Annotated in this window: 24 protein-coding genes; all 24 read left to right on the forward strand. The window is 77.0% G+C overall.

Annotated elements, in window-relative coordinates:
* The first annotated feature begins 18 nt into the window (after positions 1 to 18).
* On the forward strand, positions 19 to 621 hold the full coding sequence (locus IEX99_RS09225) for a phage protein Gp27 family protein (RefSeq protein ID WP_188899720.1): 603 nt from the start codon (positions 19 to 21) through the stop codon (positions 619 to 621).
* The gene (locus IEX99_RS09230) at positions 618 to 2204 is read left to right on the forward strand and encodes a hypothetical protein (protein WP_188899721.1); all 1587 of its coding nucleotides are present in this window, start codon (positions 618 to 620) and stop codon (positions 2202 to 2204) included. The genes IEX99_RS09225 and IEX99_RS09230 overlap by 4 nt, the downstream gene beginning before the upstream one ends.
* Positions 2201 to 2374 (forward strand): hypothetical protein, encoded by a 174-nt coding sequence (locus IEX99_RS09235; RefSeq protein ID WP_188899722.1) that lies wholly within the window; start codon positions 2201 to 2203, stop codon positions 2372 to 2374. The genes IEX99_RS09230 and IEX99_RS09235 overlap by 4 nt, the downstream gene beginning before the upstream one ends.
* The gene (locus tag IEX99_RS09240) at positions 2375 to 3961 is read left to right on the forward strand and encodes a DUF935 domain-containing protein (RefSeq protein WP_188899723.1); all 1587 of its coding nucleotides are present in this window, start codon (positions 2375 to 2377) and stop codon (positions 3959 to 3961) included.
* Positions 3962 to 3974: 13 nt separating this feature from the next.
* Positions 3975 to 5270: a phage head morphogenesis protein gene (locus IEX99_RS22440; RefSeq protein WP_229677897.1), complete on the forward strand. Its 1296-nt coding sequence runs from the start codon at positions 3975 to 3977 to the stop codon at positions 5268 to 5270.
* Positions 5271 to 5414: 144 nt separating this feature from the next.
* Positions 5415 to 5927 carry a phage virion morphogenesis protein gene (locus IEX99_RS09250; RefSeq protein ID WP_188899724.1) on the forward strand — a complete coding sequence of 171 codons (513 nt, stop codon included), beginning with the start codon at positions 5415 to 5417 and terminating at the stop codon, positions 5925 to 5927.
* 102 nt (positions 5928 to 6029) lie between these two features.
* Positions 6030 to 6539: a helix-turn-helix domain-containing protein gene (locus IEX99_RS09255; RefSeq protein ID WP_188899725.1), complete on the forward strand. Its 510-nt coding sequence runs from the start codon at positions 6030 to 6032 to the stop codon at positions 6537 to 6539.
* A 177-nt stretch (positions 6540 to 6716) separates the two neighbouring features.
* Positions 6717 to 7766 (forward strand): phage protease, encoded by a 1050-nt coding sequence (locus IEX99_RS09260; RefSeq protein ID WP_188899726.1) that lies wholly within the window; start codon positions 6717 to 6719, stop codon positions 7764 to 7766.
* Positions 7767 to 8156, forward strand: coding sequence for a hypothetical protein (locus tag IEX99_RS09265; protein WP_188899727.1), 390 nt, complete (start codon positions 7767 to 7769; stop codon positions 8154 to 8156).
* A gap of 15 nt (positions 8157 to 8171) precedes the next feature.
* Positions 8172 to 9065: a Mu-like prophage major head subunit gpT family protein gene (locus IEX99_RS09270; protein ID WP_188899728.1), complete on the forward strand. Its 894-nt coding sequence runs from the start codon at positions 8172 to 8174 to the stop codon at positions 9063 to 9065.
* The gene (locus tag IEX99_RS09275) at positions 9053 to 9280 is read left to right on the forward strand and encodes an HI1506-related protein (RefSeq protein WP_188899729.1); all 228 of its coding nucleotides are present in this window, start codon (positions 9053 to 9055) and stop codon (positions 9278 to 9280) included. The genes IEX99_RS09270 and IEX99_RS09275 overlap by 13 nt, the downstream gene beginning before the upstream one ends.
* A 4-nt stretch (positions 9281 to 9284) precedes the next feature.
* Entirely contained in the window at positions 9285 to 9719 is a 435-nt protein-coding gene (locus tag IEX99_RS09280; protein WP_188899730.1) for a DUF1320 domain-containing protein, read from the forward strand.
* Positions 9719 to 10324 carry a hypothetical protein gene (locus IEX99_RS09285; RefSeq protein ID WP_188899731.1) on the forward strand — a complete coding sequence of 202 codons (606 nt, stop codon included), beginning with the start codon at positions 9719 to 9721 and terminating at the stop codon, positions 10322 to 10324. The genes IEX99_RS09280 and IEX99_RS09285 overlap by 1 nt, the downstream gene beginning before the upstream one ends.
* A complete protein-coding gene (locus tag IEX99_RS09290) occupies positions 10321 to 10599 on the forward strand; it encodes a DUF2635 domain-containing protein (RefSeq protein WP_188899732.1) in 279 nt (92 codons plus the stop codon). The genes IEX99_RS09285 and IEX99_RS09290 overlap by 4 nt, the downstream gene beginning before the upstream one ends.
* An 18-nt stretch (positions 10600 to 10617) precedes the next feature.
* Complete coding sequence (locus IEX99_RS09295) at positions 10618 to 12099, forward strand: phage tail sheath subtilisin-like domain-containing protein (protein ID WP_188899733.1); 1482 nt, start codon at positions 10618 to 10620, stop codon at positions 12097 to 12099.
* 25 nt (positions 12100 to 12124) lie between these two features.
* Positions 12125 to 12487: a phage tail tube protein gene (locus IEX99_RS09300; protein WP_188899734.1), complete on the forward strand. Its 363-nt coding sequence runs from the start codon at positions 12125 to 12127 to the stop codon at positions 12485 to 12487.
* Positions 12480 to 12953 (forward strand): phage tail assembly protein, encoded by a 474-nt coding sequence (locus IEX99_RS09305; protein WP_188899735.1) that lies wholly within the window; start codon positions 12480 to 12482, stop codon positions 12951 to 12953. The genes IEX99_RS09300 and IEX99_RS09305 overlap by 8 nt, the downstream gene beginning before the upstream one ends.
* Before the next feature lie 135 nt (positions 12954 to 13088).
* On the forward strand, positions 13089 to 15044 hold the full coding sequence (locus IEX99_RS09310) for a phage tail tape measure protein (protein WP_188899736.1): 1956 nt from the start codon (positions 13089 to 13091) through the stop codon (positions 15042 to 15044).
* A 2-nt stretch (positions 15045 to 15046) separates the two neighbouring features.
* Entirely contained in the window at positions 15047 to 16405 is a 1359-nt protein-coding gene (locus IEX99_RS22675) for a DNA circularization N-terminal domain-containing protein (RefSeq protein WP_188899737.1), read from the forward strand.
* A complete protein-coding gene (locus tag IEX99_RS09320; RefSeq protein ID WP_188899738.1) occupies positions 16402 to 17691 on the forward strand; it encodes a phage baseplate assembly protein in 1290 nt (429 codons plus the stop codon). The genes IEX99_RS22675 and IEX99_RS09320 overlap by 4 nt, the downstream gene beginning before the upstream one ends.
* A 1-nt stretch (position 17692) precedes the next feature.
* On the forward strand, positions 17693 to 18256 hold the full coding sequence (locus IEX99_RS09325) for a phage baseplate assembly protein domain-containing protein (RefSeq protein WP_188899739.1): 564 nt from the start codon (positions 17693 to 17695) through the stop codon (positions 18254 to 18256).
* A gap of 55 nt (positions 18257 to 18311) precedes the next feature.
* Positions 18312 to 18842 (forward strand): phage GP46 family protein, encoded by a 531-nt coding sequence (locus tag IEX99_RS09330; RefSeq protein ID WP_229677898.1) that lies wholly within the window; start codon positions 18312 to 18314, stop codon positions 18840 to 18842.
* Positions 18839 to 19912 carry a baseplate J/gp47 family protein gene (locus tag IEX99_RS09335; RefSeq protein WP_188899740.1) on the forward strand — a complete coding sequence of 358 codons (1074 nt, stop codon included), beginning with the start codon at positions 18839 to 18841 and terminating at the stop codon, positions 19910 to 19912. Before IEX99_RS09330 ends, IEX99_RS09335 begins: the two co-directional genes overlap by 4 nt.
* A gap of 13 nt (positions 19913 to 19925) precedes the next feature.
* Positions 19926 to 20693: a hypothetical protein gene (locus IEX99_RS09340; protein WP_188899741.1), complete on the forward strand. Its 768-nt coding sequence runs from the start codon at positions 19926 to 19928 to the stop codon at positions 20691 to 20693.
* The last annotated feature ends 1 nt before the right edge of the window (position 20694 follow it).

The following is a 20694-nucleotide window of genomic DNA, read 5'->3' on the forward strand; positions in this document are numbered from 1 at the left end:
GGCCAGGACGCCCCGCCCATGCCGCGCCCGTCCAGCATCAGCCGCCTGCCGCCGGAGATCCGGGCGGAGATCGGGCGCCTGCGCGAGGCGGGGCGGACGATCGACGAGATCCTCGCCCACCTCAGGGCGATGGACGTCGCGGTCAGCCGCTCGGCGCTCGGCCGGCACGTCAAGGGGCTGGCCGAGCTCGGCGAGAAGCTGCGCCGCTCGCGCGCGGTGGCGGAGGCGCTGGTGCGCCAGCTCGGCGAGGCGCCGGAGAGCCGGACGGCGCGGCTGAACATCGAGCTGCTGCACACCGCGATCCTCGACCTGTTCATGAAGGCGGGCGAGGGCGAGGAGGAGGGCGTGGACGGGGAGGGCCGCGCCGCGCTGGCCGGCAACCCGATGGGCGCGATGCTGCTCGCCAAGGCGCTTGAGCACCTGACGAAGGCGAGCCGCCACGACCAGGAGTTCATCGAGAAGGTGGAGGCGCGGGCGGCGGCGCGGGCGAAGCGCGAGGCGGCGGCGGCGGTGGACGCGGTGGCGCGGGAGCGCGGCCTCTCGGCGGAGATGGCGGCGGCGATCAAGGCCGGGATCTTCGGGGTGAGGGCGGCGCCGACGGCGGCGGCGCGGCCGGCATGACGCCGACGCCTCTTCCCGACGTCTTCCTGCCCTACCAGCAGCGCCTGTGGGCGGCGGTGGACGCGCATCCGGTCGTGGTGGTCGAGAAGAGCCGCCGCACCGGCTACACCTGGGCCCTCGGCGCGATCGCCGCGGCGCGCGCCGCGCTCGCCCGGGCCGCCGGCGGCTCCGACGTGCTCTACATGGGCTACGAGAAGGAGATGACGCGGGAGTTCATCGGCTACGTGGCCGATTGGGCGAAGGCGTTCCAGCTCGCGGCCGGCGCGGTGGAGGAGTTCGTCTTCGCGGATCCGGACCGGCCCGAGGCGGCGATCGGCGCCTTCCGCATCCGCTTCGCCTCCGGCTTCGAGGTGGTGGCGCTGCCGAGCGTGGCGCGCGCGCTGCGCGGCAAGCAGGGCCTGGTCATCCTCGACGAGGCGGCGTTCATGGACGACCTGGCCGAGGTGCTGAAGGCGGCGCTGGCGCTGCTGATCTGGGGCGGCAAGGTGGTCGTCGTCTCGACCCACAACGGCGACAGCAGCCCCTTCAACGCGCTGGTGCAGGACATCCGCGCCGGGCGCCTGCCCTACCACCTCGAGCGGCTGACCTTCGACGAGGCGCTGGCCGAGGGGCTGTACCGGCGCATCTGCTTCACCACCGGCCAGCCCTGGTCGCCGGAGGCCGAGGCGGAGTGGCGGGCGGCGATCCTTTCCCGCTACGCCGGCAACGCCGACGAGGAGCTGTTCTGCATCCCCTCCGCCAGCAGCGGGAGCTTCCTGCCCGCGCCGCTGATCGAGGCGCGCATGGTGGCCGAGATCCCGGTGCTGCGCTGGGAGTGCCGGCCGGACTTCGTCCACTGGCCCGACCACCTGCGCGAGGCCGAGGCCCGCGCGTGGTGCGAGCGGGAGCTGCTGCCGCAGCTGCAGCGGCTCGACCCGGCGACGCCGCACTGCTTCGGGGAGGACTTCGGGCGCAGCGGCGACCTGACCGTGATCTGGCCCCTCGCGATCGGCCGCGACCTGGTGCGCCGCACCCCCTTCGTGGCGGAGCTGCGCAACGTGCCCTTCAGCCAGCAGGAGCAGGTGCTGTTCTACCTGGCGGACCGGCTGCCGCGGCTGCGCGCCGGCAAGCTCGACGCCCGCGGCAACGGCCAGTTCCTGGCCGAGCGCGCCATGCAGCGCTACGGCGCGGCGCGCATCGAGCAGGTGATGCTGACCGAGGCCTGGTACCGGGAGCACATGCCGGCCCTGAAGGCGGCGTTCGAGGATGCGACGATCGAGGTGCCGCGGGATCGCGAGATCCTCTCCGACCTGCGCGCGCTGAGGCTGGTGCGCGGCGTCGCCCGCCTGCCCGAGCAGCGGACGCAGGCGGCCGCGGGGCAGCGCCACGGCGACGCGGCGATCGCCGCGGCGCTCGCCTACGCCGCCTCGCGGGCCGAGCCGGAGGAGTACGGCTACCAGGCGGCGCCGGCGCGCGGCCTCGGCCTCGGGGCCCGGGGCGCGGGGGCGCCGCCGACGGCGCGCGACGAGGAGCGCGAGGACGCGCTGCGCGAGGGCGGCTTCGGCGCCGGCCGCGGCGGGCTGAGGGGGAGGGTGTTCGCATGACCGACCGCTTCGAACGGGGCGCGCGCCAGCTCCTGCGCGCCCTCTACCGCGGACCGGGGCGGCGCGGCGGCCGCCATCGCCTGGCCGAGCTGGCCGCGCGGCGCATGCGCCTCGCGCTGCGGGCGGCGGCGCGATCCGGCCGGGGGCCGGCGGCCGCGGCGGAGGGATAGATGGCGGCGACGATCCTCGACCCGTCCGGCCGGCCGGTCCCGCCCGCCGCGCTGCGGCGCCTCGGCGAGCCGGTGGCGGGGCCGACGCTGGCCGGCGTGCGCCCGGTGTTCGCCGGCCATCCGGCCGAGGGGCTGACGCCGGCGCGGCTCGCCGCGATCCACCGCGCCGCGGCGCAGGGCGACGCGCTCGCCTACCTCGAGCTGGCCGAGGACATCGAGGAGCGCGACCTGCACTACGCCGCGGTGCTCGGCACCCGCAAGCGCGCCCTCTGCCAGCTCCCGGTCACGGTGGAGGCGGCGAGCGAGGATCCCGAGCACGTCCGGCACGCCGACTTCCTGCGCGAGTGGCTGAAGACCGGGGTGCTCGGCGCGGCGCTGTTCGACCTGCTGGACGCCATCGGCAAGGGCTTCTCGGTGCTCGAGATCGAGTGGCGCACCGAGCCCGGGATGATCGTGCCGGCCCGGCTGATCTACCGCCCGCAGCGGTGGTTCGGCGTGCCCCTCGAGGACGGCGAGACGATCATGCTGCGCGAGGGCGTCGGCCTCGCCCCGCTCGCCCCGCACAAGTTCGTGGTGCACAAGCACCCGGCCAAGAGCGGCCTGCCGATGCGCTCCGGCCTGGCGCGGCTGGTCTCCTGGGCGTGGATGTACAAGAGCTTCACGCTGCGCGACTGGGCGATCTTCTGCCAGAACTACGGCGCCCCGCTGCGCCTCGGCCGCTACGGGCCGGAGGCGAGCGAGGAGGACCGCCGCGTGCTGTGGCGCGCGGTCGCCAACATCGCCGGCGACTGCGCCGCGATCATCCCGAAGGGGATGGAGATCGAGTTCGTCGAGGCCGCCGGGCTGAAGGAGGGCGCCGAGCTCTACCTGAAGCGCGCGGACTGGCTCAACCGCGAGATCTCGAAGGCGGTGCTGGGGCAGACCACCACCACCGAGGCGATCTCGGGCGGCCACGCGGTGGCGCAGGAGCATCGCCTGGTCCAGGAGGACATCGAGCGCGCCGACGCGGCGATGGTGGCGGTGACGCTGACGCGCCAGGTCGCGCATCCGATCATCGCCTTCAATTTCGGGCCGCAGGCCGCCTATCCGCAGATCCGCATCGGCCGCCCGGACGAGGTGCCGCTGCGCGAGCAGGTGGAGGCGCTGCACAAGCTGGTCCCGCTCGGCCTCACGGTCGAGGCGGCGGAGGTGCGCGACCGGCTCGGCCTCTCCGAGCCGGCGCCGGAGGCCGAGGTGCTCGGCGGCCGCGCGGCGCCGGCGCCGGGGGGCGGACCGCCGCCGGCACCCGCACCGGCGCTGCAGACCACGCTGCGCGGCCTGCTCGCGCGCCATCTCCGCGAGCCAGAGCCCGACCTGGTGGAGGCGCTGACCGAGCGGCTGGCCGAGGACGCGCAGGGCGCGCTGGCCGGCCTCGCCGCGCCGATCCGCCGCGCCTTCGAGGAGGCCACCGACATGCAGGACCTGGCGCGGCGGCTGAGCCTGCTGCAGCTCGACCCGCGGGCGCTGGCCGAGGCGATGGGGCGCGGCCTCGCCCTCGCCCACCTGGTCGGCCAGGCGGCGCTGCTGGACGAGCTGCGGCGCGGCTGAGCGCGGGCGCAGCATGTCCGGCAGCACCGCCGCCACCGGCACCGCGGCGGGCATCGGCCTGCCGTTCCGCGAGGCGATCGCGTTCTTCCTGCAGAAGACCAACACGCCGACCCGGCGCTGGACCGATGTCTGGCGCGCCGCGCACAGCCGCAGCTTCATGGTGGCCGGGGCCGCCTCCGACGCGCTGCTCGCCGACTTCCGCGCGGAGATCGCGCGCGCGCTCGAGCAGGGCACCACGCTGGCCGAGTTCCGCACGCGCTTCGACGAGATCGTCGCCCGCCACGGCTGGGTGCACGCCGGCGCGCCGGGCTGGCGCGCGCGCATCATCTACGAGACCAACCTCTCCACCGCCTACAGCGCCGGCCGCTACGCGCAGATGACCGAGCCGGAGACGCTCGCGGCCTACCCGTACTGGCAGTACGTGCACTCGCGCGCGCGGCACCCGCGCCGCCAGCACCAGGCCTGGGACGGGCTGGTGCTGCGCGCCGACGACCCGTTCTGGAAGACCCACTACCCCCCGAACGGCTGGCGCTGCGGCTGCCGGGTGCGCCCGCTCTCGGCCCGCGGGCTGGCGCGCCAGGGCCGCAGCGGGCCGGACACGGCGCCACCCGTCGTCACGCGGCCCTGGACCAACCCGAGCACCGGCCGGGTCGAGCAGGTGCCGGAGGGGATCGATCCCGGCTTCGACTACAACCCCGGCGAGGCCTGGCGCGGCCCGCCCGAGATCCCGGGCGGGGGGCGCTGGCAGGCCCCGCCGCGCGGCTACCCGCCGCCGGCGCCGGAACCGCTGCCGCCGCCGGCCTCGGCGCCGGGGGAGACCTATCGGGCGTGGCTGGCGCGGCGCGAGGCGGCGGGCTTCCGGCCGGACGGCAGTGTCCAGCCGCTGGGCGAGCTGCCGCAGGCCGCGGTGGCGGCGCTGGCTGCGCGCGGCCGGCCGCCCGCCACGACGGCGGTGGCGATCACCGCCGAGCAGCTGCGCCACCTCGCCCGCGATGCCAAGGCGCGGGCGGGCAAGGCGATCCCGCTGGCCGACCTGCGGCGCCTGCCCGAGCTGGTCGCCGCCCCGGAGGCGGTTCTGATCGAGCGGCGCACCGGCGCCCTGCTGCTGGTGTTCACCCCCTCCGATCCGGCGCTGGCGCGCGTGGGCAAGCTGGTCGTGCACCTCGACTTCGTCGCCAAGGTGCGGGAGGGCACGGCGGGCGGCGCGCGGCGCGCGCGCCTCTTCAACGGGGTGAAGAGCGGCGGACTGGTGGATCCCGGCCAGCTCCGCCGCCGGAGCGAATACGAGGTGATTGATGGTCGGGTGTAGCCGGGGGGGTACGCCACGCCCCTCAAGGTCTCGACGGCTGCCAGGGCCGGACGACCAGGCCGATACAGCGTTACGCGGACCCGGCTACGCCCTGGAGTATGGGAGGCGCGGCGGGCCGTTTCCAGCGGCCGGGCGGCCAGGCTGATGGCCGGCGCCACCATCCGCGTCGAGATCCAGGACCGCGCGCTGCGCCGCGCCCTCGCGCGGTGGATCCGCCTCGACCGCGACCCGCGGCCGCTGCTGCGCGCGATCGGCGTCGGCCTGGCCGAGAACGTGCGCGACCGGATCGCCGCCGGCGAGGATCCGGAGGGCAACCCCTGGACGCCGCTCCACCCCGCCTACGCGGCGCTGAAGCGCGGGCCCGGGATCCTGCGCGAGGCCGGCATGCGCGGCGGCCTGCAGGGGAGCGTCACCTTCGACGTCGCGGGGCGCGAGGTCGCGGTCGGCACCAGCAAGATCTACGGCGCCGCGCACCAGTTCGGCGCCACGATCCGGGCGAAGCGCGCGCCGCGGCTGGTCTTCCGCACGCCGGACGGGAAGGCGTGGGGCGCGGCGCAGGAGGTGACGATCCCGGCCCGCCCCTATCTCGGCCTCTCGCGGGCCGACGAGGGGACGATCCTGGAGGTGGCCGAGACGTTCTTCGCGCGCGGGCCCTGAGCGGCGGCCGCCATCGCCCGGGAAGGCGGCGCCGTGGCATCATCGCGGGGACGGGACGGGAGGGTCGGCATGCGCCGGGCGGTGCGACGAGGGGCGGGCGGAATGGCGGCGGCGGACCGCCGCGCGGTCGGCGCGCGCATCGCCGAGGCGCGCGCCGCGCGCGGCCTCACGGTCCATGGCCTCGCCTGCGCCGTCGGCTTCGGCCTCCGCGCGGCACAGATCGTGCGCTGGGAAGCCGGCAGGAGCCGGCCGCCGAGCACGCTGATGGGGCTCCTCGCGAGTGCGCTCGGCGTGCCCCGCGAATGGCTGAGCGAAGGCATCGGCCCGAGCCCCTTCGTCCGGCCGCCTCAGGACCCCCGGGCGAGCGGGAGCTTCGCCTATCGGCTGACCACGGCGCGCGTCGGCGCCGGGCTCACCCTTGCCGCGCTCGCCGCAGCGGCCAGGGTGCCCATCGGCCGGCTGCGCGCCTGGGAGTGGGGCGATGGCGCGGCGGAGGCCGCCGAGCTCGTGGCGCTCGCCGCCGCCCTCGGTGTGGACCCGGAGTGGTTGGGCGGGGCGCGCCCCCCAGGCGGCCCCGGGACATGGGTCGCGCCGGCCCAAAGAGGCCACTAAGAGGCGGTTCTAAATTCTTCCGGCTAGGGCACTACCCCCCCGCGCGAAGGCGGCCTCTACGGCCCGGAAAATCGGTCGGGCGCGGACAGCCCCCGGAACCCCTCCGCGGGGGCCTGCGGTTCGCGCCCGCATCGGCGGGCGTCGCGGCGGGGTGCCCGGGCGCCCATTGTGCGCGCGATGCTGATCGTCTCCCTCCACGGCACGCTGCCCGAGGCCGGCACCGCCGGCGTGCCGGAGTGGGTGCACCTGATCCCCGCCGGCACGGTGCGCGGCGCCGACGGCCGCGGGCCCTACACGCTGCGCGATCCGGCGGCGGTGATCCGCGCCTCGATGGCCGCGGGGCGGCTGCCGATCGACGAGAACCACGCCACCGACCTGGCCATGCGCACCGGCGGCGCCGCCCCGGCGCGCGGCTGGATCGTCGCGCTGGAGGCGCGCGCGGACGGCATCTGGGGCCGGGTCGAATGGACGCCGGCCGGCCAGGCGCTGCTCGCCGAGCGCGCCTACCGCGGCATCTCGCCCGCCCTCGTCGTGGACCGGGCGACGGGCGAGGTCCGGCAGCTGCTGCGGGCGGCGCTGACCAACACGCCGAACCTGCCGCAGCTCGCCACCCTCCACACCACCCAGGAGCAGGGGCTTCCGATGGACCTGACGAAGCTCCGCAAGGCGCTCGGCCTGGCGGAGGATGCGGACGAGGCGGCGCTTCTCGCCGCCGCCGAGGCGGCGCGGATCGCCGTCGAGACGCAGGCGCGGCAGCTCCGCCGGATCGCCGAGGCGGCGCAGGTGCCGAACCCCGAGGCGGCCGACGCCGAGCAGATCGTCACCGCGCTGCAGACGCAGGCCGCGGCCGCCGCCGACGCCGGGCAGCTGGCGCGGGAGGTGGTGGCGCTGCAGGCCCAGATCGCGGCGCTGCAGCAGGAGCGGGCGCGCGAGCGCGCGATCGCCGCGGTGGACGCGGCGATCCGCGCCGGCAAGCCGATCCCGGCGGTGCTGCGCGAGCACTACATCGCGCGCCACGTCCAGGATCCGGCGGGCGTCGAGAAGGAGCTCGCGGCCCTGCCGTCGCTGCACGGCGGCGGCCTCGGCGGCCGCGTGCCGCCGCCGCCGGGCGCCGGCCAGGCCGGGCTGGGCGCGGACGAGGCCGAGGTCGTCGCCCTGCTGGGCCTCGATCCGGAGGCCTTCGCCAAGGAGAAGGCCCGCCTGGGCCAGATCGCGGGAGCCGCCTGAATGACCGCGCTGAGCCGAGACCGCAACACGCCCGAGCGCTCGGGCCACACCTACACCTTCCCGGTGAAGGCCGGCGAGACGATCTGGCGCGGCGCCCTGGTCATGCTCGAGGCCGGCGAGGCGGTGGCGGGCCGGACGGCGACCGGCCTGGTCGCCGCCGGGCGCGCCGAGACCGGCACCGCCGAGGATCCGGGCCGGGTCACCGTCCGCCGCGGCGTGTTCCGCTTCGCCAACGCCGGCGGCGGCGACGCCGTCACCGACGCCGACTACGGCGCGGCGGTCTACTGCGTGGACGACCAGACGGTCGCGCGGACCAGCGGCGGCGGCACCCGTTCGGCCGCGGGCATCTGCCGGGGCGTGGACGCCGCCGGCGTCTGGGTCGAGATCTGAGGAGGCCGCCCCGCCATGCTGATCAACAGCGCCAATCTGCGCACGCTCTACACCGGCTTCTCGGCGGCCTTCCAGGACGGCTTCGCCGGGGTGCAGCCGCTCTACGCCCGCGTCGCGACGACGGTGCCGAGCGCGACGCGCCAGAACGAGTACGGCTGGCTCGGCCAGTTCCCGCGCATCCGCGAGTGGATCGGGGACCGGGTCGTGCACGGCCTGGCCACCCATGACTACGCCATCAAGAACAAGTCCTGGGAGCTGACCATCGCGGTCAAGCGCGACGACATCGAGGACGACAACGTCGGCATCCTCACGCCGCTGTTCCAGGAGATGGGGCGCGCCACCGCCGCCTTCCCGGACGAGCTGGTCTGGCCGCTGCTGAAGGCCGGCTTCACCACGCCCTGCTACGACGGCCAGTACTTCTTCGACACCGACCACCCGGTGCTGGACGCGGACGGCAACACCGTCTCGGTCAGCAACAGCGGCGGCGGCAGCGGGACGCCGTGGTTCCTGCTCGACGTCAGCCGCCCGCTGAAGCCGATCATCTTCCAGCAGCGCCGGGCCTTCGAGTTCCGCCGCATGGACGCCCCGACCGACGAGGTGGTGTTCGACCGCGCCGAGTACCGCTACGGGGTGGACGGCCGCTGCAACGTCGGCTTCGGCTTCTGGCAGCTCGCCTACGGCTCCCGCCAGACGCTCGACAAGGCGGCCTACAAGGCGGCGCGCGAGGCGCTGATGGCGATGAAGGGCGACCATGGCCGCCCGCTCGGCATCATGCCGAACCTGCTCGTGGTGCCGCCCGCGCTCGAGGGCAGCGCGCTCGAGATCCTGAACGCCGAGCGCGACGCCGCCGGCGCGACCAACGTCTACCGGGGCACGGCCGAGCTGCTGGTGGTGCCGTGGCTGGCCTGATCGTGATCCGCTGCCGCCGGCCCGGCTTCCGTCGGGCCGGCCTCGCGCATCCGGAGCGGGCCGAGTATCCGGCCGGCTTCTTCACGGCGGCGCAGCTCGCGCAGCTGCGCGCCGAGCCGATGCTCGAGGTGCGCGAGCTCGCCGCCGGCGAGGCGGCGGCGGAGGCGCCGGCCAGGCCGGCCCGCGCCGCGCCCGCCCCCCGGCAGCGGGGCTGACGCCATGCCCTACGCCACCGTCGCGGACATGCTGGCGCGGTTCGGCGAGGCGGAGCTGACCCGCCTCACCGCCGCCGAGGGCGCGCTCGACGGCGGCGTCGTCACCGAGCGGGTGGAGACCGCGCTCGCCGAGGCCACCGGCCTGATCGACAGCTACCTGCGGCGCCGCTGGGCGGTGCCGCTCGCGGCGCCGGTGCCGGTTGAGATCGTGCGCGCCTGCTGCGTGCTCGCCCGCTACGACCTGGCGCACGGCGAGCAGCGCGAGCCCTCGGAGCAGATGCGGCTCGCGCGCAAGGAGGTCATCGAGTGGCTGGCGGCGCTCGCCGACGGGGCCGCCGCGCTCGACGGCGCGGTGCCGGCGGCGGGCGCCGCGGGCGCCGGCGCCATGGCGAGCGACCGCGCCCGCGCCTTCTCGGCCGAGAGCCTGCGGGGCTGGTGATGGCGGACCTCACCACCGACGGGCCGCTGCTGCGCGCGCAGCGGCAGATCCAGGCCCGCCTCAGGGCCTTCTTCCCGGAGGCGCAGTTCGCGCACGCCGTGGTGCCGGCCAACCTCTCGCCGCGCGGCTGGGACGCGCTGACCCGCCGCACGCCCTTCGTCGGCCTCGGCTGGCGCGGCCTCCGGCCGGATGCGCAGAACGGCCGGCTGCTCCGGGGCAGCGCGCAGTGGACCGTGTTCCTCATCGCGCGCAACCTCGGCGCGCCCGCGGCGCGGCTCGAGGGCGACCGCCTCGGTCCCGGCCTGCTCGGCATGGTCCAGGTCGCCGCGCTCGCCCTGCACGGCTTCACCATCCTCGGGCCCGAGCCGGCGCGCACCGCCGTCGGGACGGTCCTCGTCGAGGAGGTGGCCCATCTGCAGGCCGACCACTGGCAGGACGAGGCGGCGGCGGTCGCCGGCCTCAACCTCAGCCTCGGCTGCGCGCTCGCCGACCCGGCCGAGCTCGACGACTTCCTGCGCCTCGGCGCCGCCTGGCATTTCGACGGCGACGCCGCCGCGGCGCCGCCCCGCGCCGACGACAGCTACGACATGAGGTCCAGCGCATGACGACCATCACGCCCGAACCGCGGGTGCGCGTCCGGCCCGCCGCGGGGCGCCGCGTGCGCAGCCCCCTGGACGGGCGGCCGATCCCCGCGGAGGGCGCCGAGCTGCCGGACGACGCCTTCGTGCGCCGGCTGCTGGCGGCAGGCGACCTCGAGATCGCGCCGCCGGCCGAGGCCGCGCGCGCGCCGGACGCGGCGGCCGCCACCGGCGAGGGGGAGCGCCCCGCGGCCGCCGCGTCCCCCATCGGCACGCCGCGCCGGCGCGCGGACCGCGACTAGCGAGGGGCCAAGAGCCGCATGTCCGAGACGATCGCCCTCTCCTTCGAGGAGATCCCCTACGACTGGCGCGTGCCCGGCACCTATGTCGAGGTGCGGCCGAGCTACACCAACCTCGGCGTGCTCGGCTTCCCGGCCCGCGCCCTGCTGATCGGCCAGCAGCTCGCCGCCGGCACCGCCACGCCGGCCACGCCCTACCGCATCACCCGGCTCGACCAGGCGAAGCGGCTGTTCGGCGCGGGCTCGGTGGCGGCGGCCATGGCCGAGGCCTTCCTCGCCGCCAACACCACCTCCGACCTGACGATGATCGGCCTCGCCGACCCGGGGGATGGCGTCGCCGCGAGCGGCAGCCTCACGCTGTCCGGCACGCCGGGCGCCAGCGGCGTGCTCGCGCTCTACATCGCCGGGCGGCGCGTGCCGGTGACCGTGGCCGCCGGCGCCGCGCTCAACGACATCGCCGCGGCGATCCGCGCGGCGATCGCCGCCGATCCCGACCTGCCGGTGACCGCGAGCGGCACCCTCGCCACCGTCACGCTGACCGCGAAGCACGCCGGGGCGGTGGGGAACCAGATCGACGTGCGGCTCAACCGGCTGCCGGGCGAGGCGACGCCGCCCGGGCTCGCCGTCGCCATCACCCCGCTCTCGGGCGGCGCCGGGGCGCCGGACGTCGGCGCCGCGCTCGCCGCGATCGCCGCGGAGTGGTACACCGACATCGCCGTCGCCTGGACCGACAGCGCCAACCTCCTCGCGCTGACCAGCGAGCTCGCGGCCCGCTACGCCGCGATGGGCAGGCTCGACGCGCACGCCTATGCGGGCCTCGCCGGCAGCTTCGGGCAGCTCGCCGCCGCCGGCGCCGCCCTCAACAGCCCGCACCTGACGCTGATCGGCGCCAGGGCCTCGCCCAGCCCGCCCTGGGCCTGGGCGGCGGCGCTCTGCGGGGTGGCCACCTTCCACCTGGCCAACGACCCGGCGCGGCAGCTGCGCAGCCTGGCGCTGCCCGGCATCGCGGCGCCGGCGCAGGCCGACCGCTTCACCCCGACCGAGCAGGACCTGCTGCTGCGCGACGGGATCAGCACCTTCGACGTGGCGCGCGACGGCGCGGTGCGGCTGTCGCGCGTCATCACGACCTACCAGACCTCGCCGCTCGCGGTGGAGGACACCGCCTGGCTCGACGTGATGGTGCCGAAGACCCTCAGCCGCATCCGCTACGACTGGTCGGGCTACGTCTCGCTCACCTACGCGCGCCACAAGCTGGCCGACGACGGCAGCCCGGCGGCCGAGCACGCCGAGGCGGTGGTGACGCCGCGGCAGATGCACGGCGCCTGGGCGGCGCGCTGCAAGCTCTACGAGCGCCAGGGCTGGATCGAGGACGCGGAGCGCACCGTCGCCGAGAGCGTGTTCCAGCGCAGCGCCTCGGACCGCAACCGGCTCGAGGCGCGCCAGAAGGTGCGCGTGATCGGCAACCTGATGGTGCTCGCGGCGATGCTGCAGTTCGAGGCGTGAGCGCGACGGAGGAGGACCGGGGCCCATGCAGCTCCTCGGCATCGTGGACATCGTCTGGCAGGGGCGGCGCATCCCCGTCGAGAAGGGGGCGAAGCTCAAGCTCGGCGGCCTCAAGAACAACGCCATCCCCTACGGCCGCCAGGTCGGGCGGGCGCAGGAGTTCGAGCCCTCGGAGATCACGGCCACGACGCATCTCCGGCGCGGCCAGCGCTTCAGCGACCTCTACGCGGTGGACGAGGGCGAGCTGCAGGTGATCTGCGACACCGGCCAGACCTACGTCTTCGCCGACGCCTTCCTCACCGACCGTCCGGAGATGACCTCCGGCGAGGGCGGCAAGATCGAGCTGAAGTGGGCGGCCGGCGCGCCGGAGGAGCTGCTCAATGGCTGACATTCCGCCGGCCGCCGAGGCGGTGATCGAGCTCGGCGAGGACGGCCATCCGCTCGCCGCGCCGGCGGCGGAGACCGCGCCGGCGGCGGCGCCCGACGTGGTCGAGCTCGGCGAGGACGGAGAGGACGGCCAGGGCCTGCCGCGGCAGGCGGCGCGGCGCGCCGACGGCAGCATCGCCCTGGCCCTGCGCCATCCGGTGGTGCTGCGCTGGCGCACGGCCGGCACCGAGGCGGTGCGCGAGGAGCGCATCGAGCGCCTGGTGCTGCACCGGCTCACCGGCGCCGATCTGCGCGCCGTGACGGCGGCCAGCGAGGCGAACCGGGCGGTGGTGGCGATCGCCCGCTCCGCCCGCATCCCGGAGGGCAAGTTCGGCGCCATCTTCGACCGCATGGACGCCGCCGACCTCGACGCCGCCGCGCGGGTGCTCGAGCATTTTTTCGGGCCTGGCCGGAAGACTGGCCGCTGATCCTCGCCGCCCTCGGCGCCTACTACGGCTGGTCGCGCGCCGAGCTGGAGGGGCTGACGGACGAGGACGCCAGGTTCTGGCACGCGGCCGCGGCGGAACTGGAGCGGCGGCGCCGGCAGCAGGAGGCATGAGGCCATGGCGGCGGGACGGGAACTGACCGCGCGCTTCACGCTGCGGCTGGTGGACGGCCTCTCGGCCGGCCTCTCGGCGATCCAGCGCCGCTTCGAGCGCCTCTCCGCGGTGGCGCGGCGCATCGGCGCGATCGGCGCGATCGTGGGCGGGCTCTCCTTCGCCGGGCCGGCGCAGGGCGCGGCAGCCCTGGACACCGCGCTGCGCGACGTCGCCAACACCGCCGCCCTGACCGGGGCCGCGGCGGAACAGGCGATCGGGCGCTGGCAGCGCCGCTTCGAGGACCTGGCGCAGACCTATGCCCTGCGCGCGCTCGACATCGCCAACGCCGCCGGCATCCTGATCGCCAACGCGCTGCCCACCGAGCAGATCGAGCGCATCCTGCCCGCGCTGGCCGAGGTGGCGCAGGCGGAGCGGGTGTCGCTCGAGCACCTGGCCCGGCTCGGCGTCACCGCGCTGCAGACCTTCGAGATCGCCCCCGAGCGCATCCGGGAGGCGATGGCGATGATGATCCAGGCCGGCCGCGAGGGCTCCTTCGAGATGCGCGCGATGGCCGAGTACTTCCCGGTGCTCGGCGCCTCGGCGCGCAACCTCGGGCTGACCGGCGAGGCGGCGATCCGCACCCTCGCCACCGCGCTGCAGATCGCCCGCCGCGGCGCCGGCGACGAGGCGACGGCGGCCAACAACCTGCGCAACCTGCTGCAGAAGTTCACCGCGCCGGAGACGGTGCGGCACTTCCGCGAGTTCGGCGTCGACCTGCCCGGGCTGCTCGCCGACGCGGCGCGGCGCGGCATCAACCCGTTCGAGGCGCTGATCCAGGAAATCCGCAAGATCGCCGGCAACGACCCCTTCCGGATGAGCGAGCTGTTCGGCGACATGCAGGCGATCGAGGCCCTGCGCCCCCTGATCCAGTTCGTGCAGGACTACCTGCGGATCCGGGAGAGCGTCGCCGGCGCCACGCCGCAGATCATCGAGGACAGCCTCGCCCTGCGGATGGCCGGCGTCGCGGCCAACATGGTCCGCTTCGAGGAGGCGCTGACCCAGCTCGGCAACCGCCTCGGCGCCGGGCTCGCCGCGCAGCTCGGGCCGCTGGTGGCGCTGCTGTTCCGGCTGCGCGACCTGCTGCGCTGGCTCGACGACACCTATCCCGGGCTGGTCGACGGCGCGCTCGGCTGGGCCGGCGCCCTCGCCGTGACGGCCGGCGCGCTCGGCCTGCTGGTGCCGGTGCTCGGCGCGATCGCGAGCGGCCTCGGCCTGCTGGTCTCGCCGGGCGGGCTGCTGCTCGCCGCCGCCGCCGCCGCCGCCCTGCTCTGGCGCCACTGGGAGCGCGTCGGCGCGTTCTTCCGCGGCCTGTGGGAGCGGGTCGTCGGCGCCTTCCAGGGCTGGGTGGCCTGGCTGCGCGGCTGGATCGCCGGCGCGGTCGCCGACGCGGTGTGGCTCCTCCGCGGCACCTGGTGGGTGCTGACGACCTGGTTCAACACCCTCTGGGGCGTGGTGCGGAGCGCCTTCACCGCCTTCACCGCCTGGGTGGACGGCTGGACCGGCGGGGCGATGACGGCGGCGATCGAGGGCATCCTCCGCGCCTGGGAGCGCGTGGGCGCGTTCTTCCGCGGCCTGTGGGACGACGTCGTTGCCGCCTTCAGCGCCGTGTGGGAGCGCATCCGCCCCGCCATCGAGCAGATCGAGCGGGCGGCGCGGAGCCTGCAGGGCAGCGGCGCCGGCCCGGCGTTCCAGCCGGAGGCGCAGGCCGCGCGCCGCCAGAACTTCCGCGAGCGCGGCCGCGCCGGCGGATACTACCCGCCCGAGGCCGCCCTGCCGGCCCCGGCGGGCGGCGGGCGGGCCGCGGTCGGCGGCGAGATCGTCGTGCGCGCCGCGCCCGGCACCGAGGTGGTGGAGACGCGCAGCACCAACCCGGCGGTGCCGATCACGGTGGACCGCGGCCGCATCCTCGGCAGGCCCTGACCATGTCCGGCAGCCTCCTCGCCGCCTCCGGCCTGCTCGCCAACACCCCTCTCGGCGCCCTGCTCGACGGCCTCTTCCCCGCCTCCTTCCGCGGCGTCGCCTTCCACATGCCCGATGTCCGCCACGAGGTCGGGCGCCGCGTCGTGCGCTTCTTCTTCCCCGGCCTCGATGCGACGGTCCACGAGGACCTCGGCGCCCTCGACGGCGGCATCGCCGTCACCGGCCTCCTCCTCGGCGACGACTACGTCCGCCGCGCCGAGGCGCTGGCCGAGGCGTTCCGCACGCCGGGGCCGGGCACCCTGGTGCACCCCTGGCTCGGCGAGCTGCAGGTCGTGCTCGCCCGCCCGGCCCAGATCCTGTTCTCCGAGCGCGAGCTCCGCCTCGCCCGCTTCGACGCCCTGTTCGAGCCCTGGATCGAGCGCGTCCCGGCCCGGCTCGACACGCTGGGCGGGCTGCTCGCCGCGGTGGACGGGCTGCGCGCCGAGGCGCGCGCCCTGCTGCGCGCCGCCCTCGCGCCGGCCCTGCTGCCGCTCGCCGCCCTCGCCGCGGTGCAGGACTTCGCGACCGCGACCGGCGCCCTCTGGGCGCGCCTCGCCGCCGCCGGCCGCGGCTCGGGCGCGCTGCGCGCCGCGCTCGCCGCGCCGCTCGGCGGGCTCGGCGCGATCGGCGCGCTGGCGCTGGACGACGGCTACCCCGATGCGGTGGCGGCGCGGCTGTTCGCCGCCCCGGCGGCGCTTTCCGCCGCCGCCGCCCCGCCGCCCGCGCCCGCCATCGGCCCCGCCGCCGAGGCGCTCGCCGCGCCGCCCGCGCCGCGCGCCCGCGTGGCCGCCGCGGACGCCGCCCGCGTGCTGCTCGAGGCCGCCGCCGCGCTCGCGCCCGCCGCGGCGGACCAGGAGCCGGCCGCCAGCCTCGCCCTCGCCCTCGCCGCCGCCTCCCGCACCGAGGCCGCCGCCTGCGTCGCCGACCTCGCCTTCGAGAGCCGGCAGGAGGCGCTGGCCTGGCGCGCCCGCCTCGACGCGGCGCTCGCCGCCACCGCGACCGAGGCCGCACGCCAGGCCGCGACCGGACGGGTGGCCGCGCCCGGCGCGCTGTGGCGCGCCGCCACCGCCCTGCGCACCGCCCTCGCCGCCGACCTGAACGAGCGCATCGGCCGCCTGCCCGGCGTGGCGACGCTGCGCCTGCCCGCCGGCGCCGCGGCCATGCCGGCCTGGCTCGCCGCCCACCACCTGGCCGGCGACGATCCGGGCCGCGTCGTGGCCGTGCTCGAGGACCTGGTGCGCCGCAATCGCCTGCGCCTGCCCGGCGCGGTGGCGGGCGGCACGCGCCTCGAATACCTCGCGCCCGCAGGGCGGCCGGCATGAGCGGCGCGCGCGGCGATCACAGCGCCGGCGCGGGAGAGCGCCGGGAGTTCGCCCCCACCCGCCGCGTCGCGCTGAAGGTCGCAGGCCAGCAGTTCGACGCCTGGACCGAGGTCGAGATCGTCCGCGACCTCGCCGAGATCGCCGGCTCCTTCCTGCTCGAATACCACGACGCCGCGCGCAGCCGCGCCACGCTCCCGGCCGCGGCCGGCCCGGCGCCGGTCCCGGCGGCCCTCAAGCCCGGCCAGGCCGTGGTGCTGGCGATCGACGGCGAGCCGGTGCTCACCGGCTACCTCGACGAGGTCAAGCTCAGCATCAGCGGCGCCGAGCTGCGGGCGAGCGTGGCGGGGCGCGACCGCACCGGGGACCTGGTGGACTGCGCCGCCGCCCCCGACGGCCCGGCGGAGTACCGCGGCCTGACGGTGAGCGAGATCGCCCAGCGCCTCTGCGCCCCCTTCGGCATCGCGGTGCGCGCCGAGGTGGACGTCGGCCCGCCGCTGCCGCGCTTCGCGATCGACCCGGCGGAGACGGCGATGGCCGCGCTCGAGAAGGCGGCGCGGCAGCGGGCGCTGCTGGTCGTCTCCGACGGCACCGGCGGCCTGGTGCTGACCCGCTCCGGCGCGCGCCGCGGCCCGGCGCCGCTCGCGCTGCCCGGCACCGTGATGGAGGCGACGGCGCTGCTCTCCTGGAAGGGACGGTTCAGCGAGACCATCGTCAAGGGCCAGACCGAACGCGCCGCCGGCGGCCGCGGCGACGCCCCCGCCCTCAGCGCCACGGCGAGCCCGCTGACGCCGGAGATGCCGGCGCCGGCGCGCCTGCCCGGCGCCGGCGAGCGCGCGGGGGTGGTGATGACCGGCCGGGCGCGCGACGCCGCAGTGGACCGCCACCGGCCGCGCGTCGTCGTCGCCAAGACCCAGTCGGGCGGCGTCTCGGTGCAGCAGCAGGCCGAGTGGCTGATGCGCACCGCGCGCGCCGAGGCCGAGCGGCTGACCTACACCGTGGCCGACTGGCGCGCCGGCGAGGAGGATCGGCTCTGGCGCCCCAACGAGCTGGTGCTGGTGGACGACCCCTACGCCGGGATCCACGGCGACCGGCTGGTCGCCGCGGTCCGCTACGCCTACGGCGCGGAGGGCCACCGCACCACGCTGACGCTGGTGGGGCCGGAGGCCTTCGAGATCCTGCCGGAGGGCGCCGACCAGCGCCGCGCCCGCGCCCGGCCGGCGGCCGGCGGCGCGAGCACGGCGAGCGAGCTCACCGCCGCCCCGCCGCCCGCGGCGGGAGGCCGCTGAGATGGACGCGCTGACCGAGCTGGCGATGGCGCTGCGCGGCCTCGCCGTGCGCGGCCTGGTGGTGCGCGTGGCCGATGGCGGCCAGACGCAGACCGTGGATGTCGAGACCCACCAGGGCGTGGTGCGCTCGAGCGTCGAGGTGCTGCAGCCCTTCGGCCTCGGCTCGGTGCCCCAGGGCGAGGGGGCGCTCGCCGTGCTGCTCGCCCTCGGCGGCGATCCGGCCGACATGGTGGCGCTGCCCCTCGCCCACCCGAGCGTGCGCTTCGGCGCCCTCGCCCCGGGCGAGACGGTGCTCTACGACGCTGCCGGCAACCGCCTGCACTTCCGCAACGGCTCCCTCTGCGAGCTGAAGGTCGGCGCCAGGGTGCTGGTCTCGACCAGGCGGGTCGAGATCGAGGCGAGCGCCGAGGGGCTGCGGATCACCGGCGACGTCGAGATCGTCGGCAACCTGCGGGTGAGCGGCGAGGTCGAGGACCACGCCGGTTCCATGCAGGAGATGCGCGAGCGCTACAACGCGCACGGCCACCCGGGCGCCGGCCCGCCGCCGACGCCGCCGATGGACTGACGCCCGCGCCCGCGCGCGTCGCGCCGGATCCGCGCGCGCGCGAGGCTGCCGCGCCATGCCCGGCCCCGCCGTCCCCATCGCCGACCTGATGCTGCGCCACGATCCCGCCGCGCGCCGCTGCGACCTGGTGGTGCAGGACGGCGACCTGGCGCTGGACCGGACCGCGGCGACCGCCATGCTGGTCTCGCTCGGCAGCGACGGCCGCGCCCGCGCCGACGACGCGCTGCCCGACGAGCCCTCGGCCACGCCCGCCGCGGACGCGGCCGAGCCCGCCGCGCTCGCGCCGCGCCGCGGCTGGTGCGGCGACGCGCTCGACCGGCGCGGCCGGCGCATCGGCTGCCGCCTCTGGCTGCTCGAGCGCGCCAAGGGCGGCGAGCAGACGCGCCGCCGCGCCGAAGCCTACGCGGCCGAGGGGCTCGACTGGCTGCGCGCCGAGCGCGGCCTGGCGCTTGCGCTCGCCGTGGACTGGGCGCGCCCCGGCCTGCTCGCCATCACCGCCCGCGCCGGCACCGGCCCCGGCGCGGCGCGGATCACGATCCGCCGCCCCGTCGCCGCCCCCGCCACGGCCGCGGAGGCCGGCGCGTGACCTGGCCGATCCCCGAGCCGGCGGCCATCGCCGAGCGCGTCGGCGCCGCGATCGAGCAGGCCTTCGAGGCCGGCGAGACGCGGGTGGACGCGCGCTCGCCGAACACCGTGCTCGGCGTGCTGGCGCGCGTCTTCGCCATGGCGGTGTTCGACCTCTGGCTCCACCAGCGGGCGCTGGCCGAGGACCTGATGCCCGACACGGCGACCGGCGAGGCGCTGCAGCGCCACGCCGACGTCTGGGGGATCGCGCGCCTGCCCGCCGCCGCGGCGGTGGGCCAGGCCGTGTTCACCGGCGCCGACGGCACCGCCCTGCCGGTGGGGATCGCGCTGCGCGCCCCCTCCGGCGCGCTTTACCTGACGACAGAGGCGGCGACGATCGGGGGCGGCACCGCCACCGTCGCGGTCCGGGCGGCGGCGGCCGGGGCCGCCGGCAACCTCGCCGAGGGCACGGCGCTGAGCCTCGTCTCGCCCGTCGCCGGGCTCGCCCCGCAGACCGCGGTGGTGGCCGCGGGCGGCCTCAGCGGCGGCGCCGACGCCGAGGACGACGAGGCGCTGCGCGCCCGGCTGCTGGCGCGGATCCGCCAGCCGCCGCACGGCGGCGCGGCCTTCGACTACGAGGCCTGGGCCCGCGCCGCCTCGCCCGAGGTGGCGCACGTCGCCGTCCACCCGTCCTGGGCGGGCCCGGGCGGCGTCGGCGTGGTGGTGGGCATGCGCGGCCCGCGCGCGCCGACCGCGGCCGAGCTGGACATGGTGGCGGCGGCGCTCGCGCCGCTGCGCCCGGTGACGGCGCAGGTGACGGTGCTGGCGGCGGTGCCGCTGCCCGTGGACGTCACCCTGGTGCTCGATCCCGACACGGTGCAGACCCGCGCCGCGGTGCAGGCCGCGCTCGAGACCCACTTCGCGCGCGACGCCCGCATCGGGGCGCGGCTCGCCCGCTCCCGCCTCTCCGAGGCGATCAGCGCCGCCGCCGGCGAGTACAGCCACCAGCTGATCGCCCCCGCCGCCGACGTCGAGCCGGGCCCGACCGAGCTGCCCGTGCTCGGCACGCTGACCTTCCAGAGCCCGGCCTAGGAGGGAGCGAGCCTTGGCCCACGTCTACGCCGACCGCGTCAAGGAGGTGACCGCCAGCACCGGCCCGGGCGCCCTCACGCTCGGCGGCGCCGCGCCGGGCGGGTTCGCCACCTTCGCCGCCGTCATGGCGATCGGCGACACCACCGACGTCTGCATCGAGGACCCGGCGAGCGGGGAGTGGGAGGTCTGCCAGGCGACGCTGGTCGGGCCGACGACGCTGCAGCGCGGGGCGATCCACAGCAGCAGCAGCGGCGGGGGGCGCGTTTCCTTCAGCGGCGGGACGAAGCACGTCTTCATCACCCTGCCCGCGGCCGCGGCGATGCGGCGGAGCGAGATCCAGGCGGCGCTCGACGGCAAGGCCGCCGCCGGCGTGGCCGACGAGGCCACCGCCGCGGCCCGGGTGTTCCGGGTGACGGTCGGGATCGCGGGCAAGCCGGCGGACGGCGAGCTGATCCCGCTGTTCGTCGCGCCTGTCGACCTCACCCTGCCGGCGGGCCTCTCCGGCAGCGTCACGGTCGGCAGTGCCACCGCCCCGGCGGTGTGTTCGGCCACTGCGGCGACGGCGGCGACCGCCAACAGCGTGTTCCAGCTCCGCGCCGGGGCGACGCCGATCGCGAATGCGACCCTGACCTTTGCCGCCGCCGCCACCACCGCGACCCGCGGCGGCAACGCGCAGACCGCGATCCCGGCCGGCACGACGGTCTACCTGGCGTGCCCGGCCACCGCTGATGCGACGCTCGCCGACCTCGCCGTCACCCTGGCCTTCCTCCGTGGGAGCTGAC

Source organism: Caldovatus sediminis (assembly GCF_014644455.1).
Lineage (GTDB): Bacteria > Pseudomonadota > Alphaproteobacteria > Acetobacterales > Acetobacteraceae > Caldovatus > Caldovatus sediminis.